8 protein-coding genes are annotated in these 9,166 nt (G+C 57.2%); 3 read left to right on the top strand and 5 right to left on the bottom strand.

The features are described 5' to 3' along the window. The first annotated feature begins 550 nt into the window (after positions 1 to 550). Complete coding sequence (locus HMPREF9538_RS09825) at positions 551 to 1,177, top strand: glutathione S-transferase family protein (protein ID WP_009485545.1); 627 nt, start codon at positions 551 to 553, stop codon at positions 1,175 to 1,177. Positions 1,178 to 1,179: 2 nt separating this feature from the next. On the opposite strand, the gene HMPREF9538_RS09820 is transcribed toward HMPREF9538_RS09825, so the two are convergent. Both HMPREF9538_RS09820 and bssR read right to left on the bottom strand, forming a co-directional pair. Next, entirely contained in the window at positions 1,180 to 2,289 is a 1,110-nt protein-coding gene (locus tag HMPREF9538_RS09820) for a PQQ-dependent sugar dehydrogenase (RefSeq protein WP_009485546.1), read from the bottom strand. Positions 2,290 to 2,404: 115 nt separating this feature from the next. Next, positions 2,405 to 2,788: a biofilm formation regulator BssR gene (bssR, locus tag HMPREF9538_RS09815; protein WP_004151712.1), complete on the bottom strand. Its 384-nt coding sequence runs from the start codon at positions 2,786 to 2,788 to the stop codon at positions 2,405 to 2,407. A gap of 378 nt (positions 2,789 to 3,166) precedes the next feature. Here bssR and HMPREF9538_RS09810 point away from each other — a divergent pair, with 378 nt between their 5' ends. Both HMPREF9538_RS09810 and rimO read left to right on the top strand, forming a co-directional pair. Next, positions 3,167 to 4,408, top strand: coding sequence for an oligosaccharide MFS transporter (locus HMPREF9538_RS09810; RefSeq protein WP_009485547.1), 1,242 nt, complete (start codon positions 3,167 to 3,169; stop codon positions 4,406 to 4,408). Between the two features lie 232 nt (positions 4,409 to 4,640). Then, the gene (rimO, locus tag HMPREF9538_RS09805) at positions 4,641 to 5,966 is read left to right on the top strand and encodes a 30S ribosomal protein S12 methylthiotransferase RimO (protein WP_004141985.1); all 1,326 of its coding nucleotides are present in this window, start codon (positions 4,641 to 4,643) and stop codon (positions 5,964 to 5,966) included. 403 nt (positions 5,967 to 6,369) lie between these two features. Here the strand turns inward: rimO and gsiD are convergent, their stop codons facing one another. From gsiD to gsiB, 3 genes are all read right to left on the bottom strand, one after another. Continuing rightward, positions 6,370 to 7,281 (bottom strand): glutathione ABC transporter permease GsiD, encoded by a 912-nt coding sequence (gene gsiD, locus HMPREF9538_RS09800; protein WP_032457172.1) that lies wholly within the window; start codon positions 7,279 to 7,281, stop codon positions 6,370 to 6,372. 1 nt (position 7,282) lies between these two features. Beyond that, positions 7,283 to 8,203, bottom strand: a complete 921-nt coding sequence (gene gsiC / locus HMPREF9538_RS09795) for a glutathione ABC transporter permease GsiC (RefSeq protein ID WP_002892997.1) — start codon at positions 8,201 to 8,203, stop codon at positions 7,283 to 7,285. A 46-nt stretch (positions 8,204 to 8,249) separates the two neighbouring features. After that, positions 8,250 to 9,166: glutathione ABC transporter substrate-binding protein GsiB (gene gsiB / locus HMPREF9538_RS09790; protein WP_009485549.1), on the bottom strand; the 917-nt coding region annotated here is incomplete at its 5' end.

Raw genomic sequence — 9,166 nt, forward strand, 5'->3', positions numbered from 1 at the left:
CAGTGCCAGGCACTGGGTTTTTTTTGCTATTTTTCAGAATATCTTCCAGCCAGTCGGCGCCTCTCATGGTCTATTTTTTCTGGGTGGGATGAAAAAGATGTATATCCGATCGATAAAAACAACAGTTCATCCCTGTAAAAAAATAATTCTTTCACCGACTTTCTATTTATTAATATTAACCTGTGTTCCTCAGATGATTGCGATGCAATAATCAGCATCAAATTATACCCTCAGGCGACATTGAGATTTTAACCGAGACGGAGAGGGAGCGTTTTTATAGATGCATGCCTAACTTAAAGCTTTAATTATCAACAAGATACACCATGATCACACCCTTTCCTTCGTAGCGTAACACCCTAAAGATATTACTCCTGTAAAATAGTAAAAACACTTTCCGGGCCCTGTGACCCAGGAGTGCCCCTGGCTGAAGGGAGTAAGCATAAAAAGCTTTAATAACAGCCAAATAAAAAAGCTTGCCGGATTTTTAACTTTATCCCAACATGATCGCCGATCGCGCTGCAACGGCAGTGAAACAAACTCAGGAGCGAAAATGATTACACTGTGGGGACGTAATAACTCGACCAACGTGAAGAAAGTACGCTGGGTGCTGGAGGAGCTGGATCTGCCTTATCAGCAGATCCTCGCCGGGCTGGAGTTTGGTCTCAATCATGACCCGGAATATCTGGCGATGAACCCGAACGGGCTGGTGCCGCTGTTAAAGGACGATGCCACCGGGGTGGTATTGTGGGAATCAAATACGATTATTCGCTACCTGGCGGCCCAGTATGGCGTTGACCGTCTGTGGCTGGCCGCGCCGGCGCAGCGCGCGCAAGGGGAAAAGTGGATGGATTGGTCCAACGGCACCCTCTCTCCCGCCCATCGCCCGGTATTAATGGGCCTGGTGAGAACGCCACCGGAGCAGCGCGACCCGGCGGCCATCGCCGCGGGGATCAGCGCCTGCGAAGCGCTGTTCGCCATGCTGGATGACGAACTGGCCAAAATGCCGTGGCTCTCCGGCGAGCAGTTCGGCCTTGGCGATATTGCCGTCGCTCCCTTCGTCTACAATCTGTTGTCGATCCTCGACAGCTGGCAACCGCGGCCCCATCTGCAGCGCTGGTATCAGCAGATTAGCCAACGTCCTGCCTGGCGCGAAGTAGTGCAGATCCCGGTGACCTGAGGCTAAGCCTCGGGACTCAACCGCAATAGCTCGCCGTTAGACTCGTCGGTTAAAACGTACAGATAGCCGTCGGGTCCCACGCGAACATCGCGGATGCGTTTTCCGCGCGCCTCCAGTAATCTCCCCTCCTCGCGGACCTGATTACCGTCCACCGCCAGGACAATCAGCGATGTCTCCTTCAGCGCGCCGATAAATAGCTTATGCTGCCACTGGGGAAAGGTCGGCGCCGAATAAAAGGCCATCCCGCTCACCCCGGGAGAGACCGGCCAGACATACAGGGGAGGTTCGGTCCCCGGAACCGTTTTGCCTTTTGCTTCCGGAATGGGCAGGCCGCTGTAGTTAATACCGTGCGTCGCCAGCGGCCAGCCGTAATTTTTCCCCGCCTGCGGAATATTAATTTCATCTCCGCCGCGCGGGCCATGCTCGTTCAGCCACAGCGCCTCGCTCCAGGGATTCATCGCCATGCCCTGCGGATTACGGATGCCGTAAGCCCAGATCTCCGGCCTGGCGTCAGCCCGGCCGACAAAAGGGTTATCCGGCGGTACACCTCCGGTCTCCGTCAGGCGGACCACTTTCCCCTGCAGCTTGCTGAGATCCTGGGCGGTGGCGCGCTGATTATTTTCGCCCAGCCCGATAAACACATATCCTTTGCCGTCGAACACCAGCCTGCCGCCAAAATGATTGCCGACGGAAAGCTTCGGCTGCTGGCGAAAGACCACGGTAAAGTTCGTCAGCTGCGTGGCATCCTCGCTCAACCGCCCATAGCCCACCGCGGTGCCCGCCTTACCGCTGGCGTCGCTTTCCGCATAGCTCAGCCACACCCGCCGCGACTGGGCGAAATCCGGGGCCAGCGCCACGTCCAGTAGGCCACCCTGGCCGTTGGCCCATACCTGCGGCACGCCGGCTATCGGCGCCGACAGACCTTTACCCGGCTGCCAGCGCTTGAGCTCGCCGCCGCGCAGGGTGATCAGTATGCCCTGATCGTCAGGCAGAAAGGCCATGCCCCACGGCTGGGCCAGCCGGTTTTGCAATACCTCCACCCGCACCGCGGCCTGGCTCAGGGCTGGTAGCGCTAAGGCGCTCAATATCAACAGCAGTGGGATCGGACGCATGGCATTCTCCTTTCGTCAGCTCTGGGCTAAAGGGTAGCCAGCGGGGAAATTTGCGCGGGGATTTTTACATAACCTTTAACAGGGGAAGCGTTCACTTCCCCTGGGTTTCAGCCGATCAGGCATGAGTGATTGGCGCCAATTTATTCAATTTATGAATATTTGAGGTCAATCCTGTCAGACAGCGTTCTAGCTTCTCTACGTTAACAGCGATGTATAGCGGACAATCATGATGCCCGCTCATCAGGCATAGTGCAGCGGCGGCGACCGATTCGCCGGCCAGGCGAAGGACATCCCTCTCCTCCGGTGAAATGGCATTCTGCAGGCGCGGCGCCTGCGCACGCATTTCACGGCAAAGCTCAAACAAGTTATCACGCAGATGGTCATTTTCGCTGACTGACATGTAGCCTTTGGCCTTTCGCAGTTGCAGATAGGCGTCAATATCGATATTGGCGTTAATAAGCTTCTGCAGAAGGTGGCGGTATAGTCTGTCAACGGTCATCACGGTTCCTCCTCTGTCGTCCTTTACCCTTTCCATAATACGGTTATTTTTTGTGCAAAATGATGCGCCAGGTCAATAATCCCCAGTTCTCTAACATCATTTACAATGTGGCAACTTTAACGCATTGTAGGGTGTATAACAAAAACAATGTTATACGATCACAATTAATTTCAAGCTGAAATTAATAAACAGAAAATGGCAATAAGAGACAAAATTAGTGCAACAATGCTCACAATACCTCATATGATCTGTTGCACCATCGTCAATTCGGATGTCATAACAAATAATTAATGTAATACGTATAACATGTCAGGAAAACAGCGAACGCGGCCCGTGGATCGCTGACATTCTCTCTGCCCATTTGCAAGGAACTGAAACATGACGTCCGGTAAAAGAAACTACTTTCTGTTGAGTCTTTTCGATTTCCTCTACCTGTTCGCCTGGTCGTCGACCATGGCTTTCTTCGTTATCTGGACCACCCAGCATCTTGGCATCAGCGCCACGAAGACCGGGCTGCTTTACTCGGTCAACGCCTTTATCGCCCTGCTGATGCAGCCTTTCTTCGGCTTTATCTCTGACAAGTTCGGCCTGAAAAAACGGCTTATCTGGCTGCTGGTCGCCCTGCTCCTGCCGGTGGGCCCCTTCTTTATCTACGTTTACGCGCCGCTGCTGGTGCACAACTTTTGGTTTGGCGCCTTGCTGGGAGGGATCTATCTGGGGATCATCTTTAACTCCGGCTGCGGAGTAATCGACTCTTATATCGATAAGATTTCCCGGCGCTATCAGTTCGAATATGGTCGTGTGCGGATGTGGGGCTCGTTAGGCTGGGCAGCGGCGGCCTGGATTGTGGGTAAGTATATCGACAGCAATCCTAATCTGGCCTTCTGGCTCGCCAGCCTCGCCATTGTCATCGCCGCCATCTGCTTTATGCTAACCAAAATTGAATTAACCGACGCCGATGTGGCGCGAAGCGAATCGCTGAAGGTCTCCCATGCCCTTGAGCTGGCGAAGAATGGTCAGTTCTGGATGCTGCTGCTCTTTACCCTGTTCGTCACGCAGATTTACGACACCTACGATCAGCAGTTTGCCCAGTACTTCTCGCTACAGTTCCCGACGCCGGAGGAAGGCAACCGCTGGTACGGGATCCTCGCGTCTATTCAGGTCTGCGGTGAAACCCTGTTCCTCTGCCTGATGCCATGGTTTGTTAACCGGACCGGCGCCAAATGGGCGCTGATCATCGCCGGGCTGATCATGTCGGTACGTATTGTCGGCTCAGCCGTGCCCCTCGGCCCGGTGTGGATTGGTGCGGTGAAAATGATGCATGCTCTGGAGAAGCCGTTGATTCTGGTATCGGTCTTTAAATTCATCGCCGCCAACTTCGACCACAAGCTCTCTTCGACGGTCTATTTGCTGGTGCTGTTCGTCGCCTCGATCGCCACCGCCATTTACTCTCCGCTGGCAGGCTATCTGTACGATACCATTGGCTTCGCCAACACCTATCTGATTCTCGGCAGCGTCGCCGGGCTCTTTACCCTGATCTCTATTTTCACGTTGCAGGATAAGCGCGAGCCGAAAAAAACCGGCACCACCCCCTCCGCAGCCATTAACCCGGCGCAATAAGTCTCTGCCCGGCAGCCACGCCGGGCTTGAGCCGCCTGCGCGCACGGCTTGTCAGAAGCGTGTCCCGCCCCTCTGCTCCGGGGCGTGTGGGATCCGCTCTGGCGGTGGGGGGCGTAAAAGACAGGTCGGGGGCGCTTTTTCACCATTAACCGCGACGGAGCTATACTCTTTTTCGCAAAGATCTGTAGAATTCCTGCCCTGACCATTCCAATAATTGAACACTTTTTAAGCTATGAGCAATGTCACGCATCAGCCGAAAATCGGCTTCGTCTCCCTGGGCTGCCCGAAAAACCTCGTGGACTCAGAGCGTATCCTGACCGAACTGCGCACCGAAGGTTATGACGTCGTACCGACCTACGACAACGCCGATATGGTGATCGTTAACACCTGCGGCTTTATTGATAGCGCTGTGCAGGAATCGCTGGAAGCGATCGGCGAAGCGTTGAAAGAGAACGGCAAGGTAATCGTCACCGGCTGTCTCGGCGCGAAAGAGGATCAGATCCGCGAAGTGCATCCGAAGGTGCTGGAGATCACCGGTCCGCACAGCTATGAGCAGGTGCTGGAGCATGTCCATCATTATACGCCGAAGCCGAAGCACAACCCGTTCCTGAGCCTGGTGCCGGAACAGGGGGTTAAGCTGACGCCGCGCCACTACGCCTACTTAAAAATTTCTGAAGGCTGCAACCATCGCTGCACCTTCTGCATCATCCCGTCCATGCGTGGCGATCTGGTGAGCCGTCCGATTGGCGAAGTGCTGGCCGAAGCCAAACGCCTCGCTGACGCCGGCGTGAAAGAGCTGCTGGTGATTTCGCAGGACACCTCTGCCTACGGCGTCGACGTCAAGCACCGCACCGGCTTCCACAACGGTATGCCGGTGAAGACCAGCATGGTCAGTCTGTGCGAAGAGCTGGCGAAGCTCGGCATCTGGGTGCGCCTGCACTATGTCTATCCGTACCCGCACGTTGACGATGTGATCCCGCTGATGGCGGAAGGCAAGATTCTGCCGTACCTCGATATTCCGCTGCAGCACGCCAGCCCGCGTATTCTGAAGCTGATGAAGCGTCCAGGTTCTGCGGACCGTCAGCTGGCGCGCATTAAGCAGTGGCGTGAAATTTGCCCGGATCTGACCCTGCGCTCCACTTTTATTGTGGGCTTCCCGGGCGAAACGGAAGAAGATTTCCAGATGCTGCTCGACTTCCTGAAAGAGGCGCGTCTCGACCGCGTCGGCTGCTTCAAGTACAGCCCGGTTGAAGGCGCTACCGCCAACGAGCTGGCGGACCAGGTGCCGGAAGAGGTGAAAGAAGAGCGCTGGAACCGCTTTATGCAGCTGCAGCAGCAGATCTCTGCCGAGCGTCTGCAGGAGAAAGTGGGGCGCGAAATCCTGGTGCTGGTAGATGAAGTTGATGAAGAAGGCGCCATTGGCCGCAGCATGGCCGACGCTCCGGAAATCGACGGCGCGGTGTACCTGAACGGCGAAACCCGCGTTAAGCCGGGCGACGTGGTGCGGGTGAAAGTCGAGCACGCCGACGAATACGACCTGTGGGGTACCCGGGTCTAGTCCAGCTTCCCGGATAGCGGCTTAGCGCATTCCCCAGCCTACGGGGTCCTCCCGTAGGCTCCCCCCCCAGGTCCGCGCAAGCGCAGCGCCACGGGCAAGCATTGATTACCTTCCAGGCAGCCCTGTTGCGCCGTTATTTTGCTGCGCCATAAGAGACATAACGCAGACGATTAACCGGGAGCGCAAACTACGCAGAAGCCACAGATAACATAAAGGACTTTCCAGCGATGCTTCGCCTCACCCTGGCCCTCTCCCGGGAGGAGAGGGAACCGTCCAGCGGTCGTTTCCGCCTCACACCGCTCCCTGCGCCATGAGAGACCTAACGCAGAAAATTAACCGGAAGCGCAATGTGCGCTGAAGCCGCAGATAACATAAAGGACTCCCGGCGGAGCTTTCCCTCATCCTACCCCTTTAACTTCGGATCCAGCGCATCGCGCAGGCCATCTCCCAGCAGATTAAACGCCAGCACGGTCACGAAAATCGCCACCGCCGGAAAGAGCGCCAGGTGCGGAGACATCACCATATCCGCCCGCGCTTCGTTGAGCATCGCGCCCCACTCCGGGGTGGGCGGCTGCGCGCCGAGGCCGAGAAACGACAGACTGGCCGCCGAAATAATCGATACCCCAATGCGCATGGTGAAATAAACCACGATCGATGACACCGTCCCCGGCAGAATATGGTTGAACAGAATGGTGGCGTCGCTGGCGCCGATGCTGCGCGCCGATTCAATAAAGGTCTGCTGCTTCAGAACCAGCGTATTGCCGCGCACCAGACGAGCAAACGCCGGGATCGAGAAGATCGCTACGGCGATGATCACGTTGGCCATCCCGCTGCCCATGACGGCGACCACCGCGATCGCCAGCAGGATCCCCGGAAAGGCGAACAACACGTCGCAAAGTCGCATAATGAGCCGGTCCCACCAGCCCTCATAGTAGCCAGCCAGCAGCCCAAGCACCGTGCCGATGGCCGCGCCAATCAGCACCGCCAGTACCCCGGCGGCCAGCGAGATCTGCGCCCCGACCAGCACCCGGCTGAAAATATCCCGTCCCAGGGAGTCGACTCCGAACCAGTGCACCAGCGAAGGTCCCTCGTTCAGACGGTCGTAGTCGAAATAATTTTCCGCATCGTACGGCGCTATCCATGGGGCAACGATGGCTACCGCAATCAGCAACAGCACGAAAATACCAGCGCCCATCGCCACCGGCTGGCGACGAAAGCGCCGCCAGAACTCATGCCAGGGGGTATGGATCTCGCCGGGTCTGATGCCCGGCATGGCGTTCAGCGCCGCCTGCCTTCTCCAGTTAAGCAATCGCACCTTACTTATACCTGATAGCCGGGTTTATGGCCGCGTACAGCACATCCACCACTAAATTGATAAGAATAAACTCCAGCGAAAAGAGCAGCACTTCCGCCTGAATCACCGGGTAATCGCGCATCTCCACCGAATCGACCAGCAAGCGCCCAAGCCCCGGCCAGTTAAACACCTTCTCCACAACGATCGACCCGCCGAGCAGAAAGCCGAACTGCAGCCCCATCATGGTCACCACCGGGATCATCGCATTGCGCAGACCATGCTTGAGCACCACCCGCGTTTCGCTCACCCCCTTCGCCCGGGCGGTGCGCATATAGTCTTCATGCAGCACATCGACGAATGACGCGCGGGTAAAGCGCGCCATGACCGCCGCCACCGCCGCGCCAAGGGTCAACGACGGCAAAATATAGTGCCGCCAGCTGTCGGCCCCCACCGTCGGCAGCCAGCCCAGCTCAACCGAAAACACCTGCATCAGCAGCATACCAAGGGCAAAAGCCGGAAACGAAATACCGCTCACCGCCAGCGCCATTCCCAGACGGTCGGGCCAGCGATTGCGCCACACCGCGGCCGCAATCCCTGCCGCCATCCCGAACAGTACCGCCCAGCTCATGCTGGCCAGCGTCAGCCACAGCGTGGGCATAAAGCGACTGGCTATCTCACTGGCAACGGGACGCCGCGAGGCCATGGAAATGCCAAAATCGCCGCGCAGCACGTTGGTGATGTAGTGCCAGAACTGGACATGCAGCGGCTGGTCAAGCCCCAGCTGCTGGCGCACCATCGCCACCACCTGGGCATCGGCCTCAGGTCCGGCAATCAGCCGCGCCGGGTCACCGGGCAGCATATGGACGAACAGAAACACCAGCACCGCGACGATAAGCAGAGTAGGGATCAGGCCCAGCAGGCGCTTAATCACATAATTCAGCATCGCTCCCTCCCATTCCGGGAGAGAGGACGCATGAAGATGAACATGATCACGGCGTCAGGTCCGCCTGTTCGAAGCTAAAGCCGGTATCCGGCTGGATATAGAAACCGGTGAGGTTCTTGCTGTGGGCGGAGACCAGTTTCTCGACCACCAGCGGCACCCACGGCGACTCTTTCCAGATAATATCCTGCGCCTCTTTATAGAGTTTGGTTTTCTGTTGCGGATCGGTGGTTTTCAGCGCCTCGCTCAGCGCGTTATCCACCTGCGGGTTGCTGTAAAACGCGGTATTAAACAGCGTCGGCGGCCAGTTTTGCGAGGCGAACAGCGGCGACAGCGCCCAGTCGGCTTCACCGGTGGAGGCGGACCAGCCGGTATAGAACATCCGTACCCCGCTCTCTTTCTGCCCTTTACCTTCCACTTCCGCCGCCCGCTGACCAGCGTCCATCGCCGTCACCTGCGCCTTAATCCCCACCTGCGCCAGCTGCTGCTGGGTGAACTGCAGTACTTTCTGCGCGGTGCTGTGATTATGTGATGACCACAGCGTGGTGCTGAAACCGTTAGGGTAGCCCGCCTCTTTCAGCAGCTGGCGCGCTTTCGCCGGATCGTATGGCCAGGCGGTGTAGGTCTGGGCATAGGCGATCGACGGCGGCACCACTCCGGTCGCCGGGGTGGCGTAGCCGGCGAACGCTACCTTCACCAGCGCCTGACGGTTAATCGCATAGTTGATGGCTTCCCGTACCTTCTGATTATCGAACGGCTTCTGCGTCACGTTCATGCTGATGTAGCGCTGCATGATCGACGGGCTGGCCACCAGCTCCAGTTTGCTGTTTTTCGCCAGCAGCGGCGCCTGTTCGTAAGGGATCGGGAAGGCAAACTGCGCCTCGCCGGTCTGCAGCATCGCCGCCCGGGTATTGTTATCCACCACCGGACGCCAGGTGATAGAATCCAGCTTTGGCAGCCCCGGCT

The organism is Klebsiella sp. MS 92-3 (assembly GCF_000195655.1).
GTDB lineage: Bacteria > Pseudomonadota > Gammaproteobacteria > Enterobacterales > Enterobacteriaceae > Klebsiella > Klebsiella pneumoniae.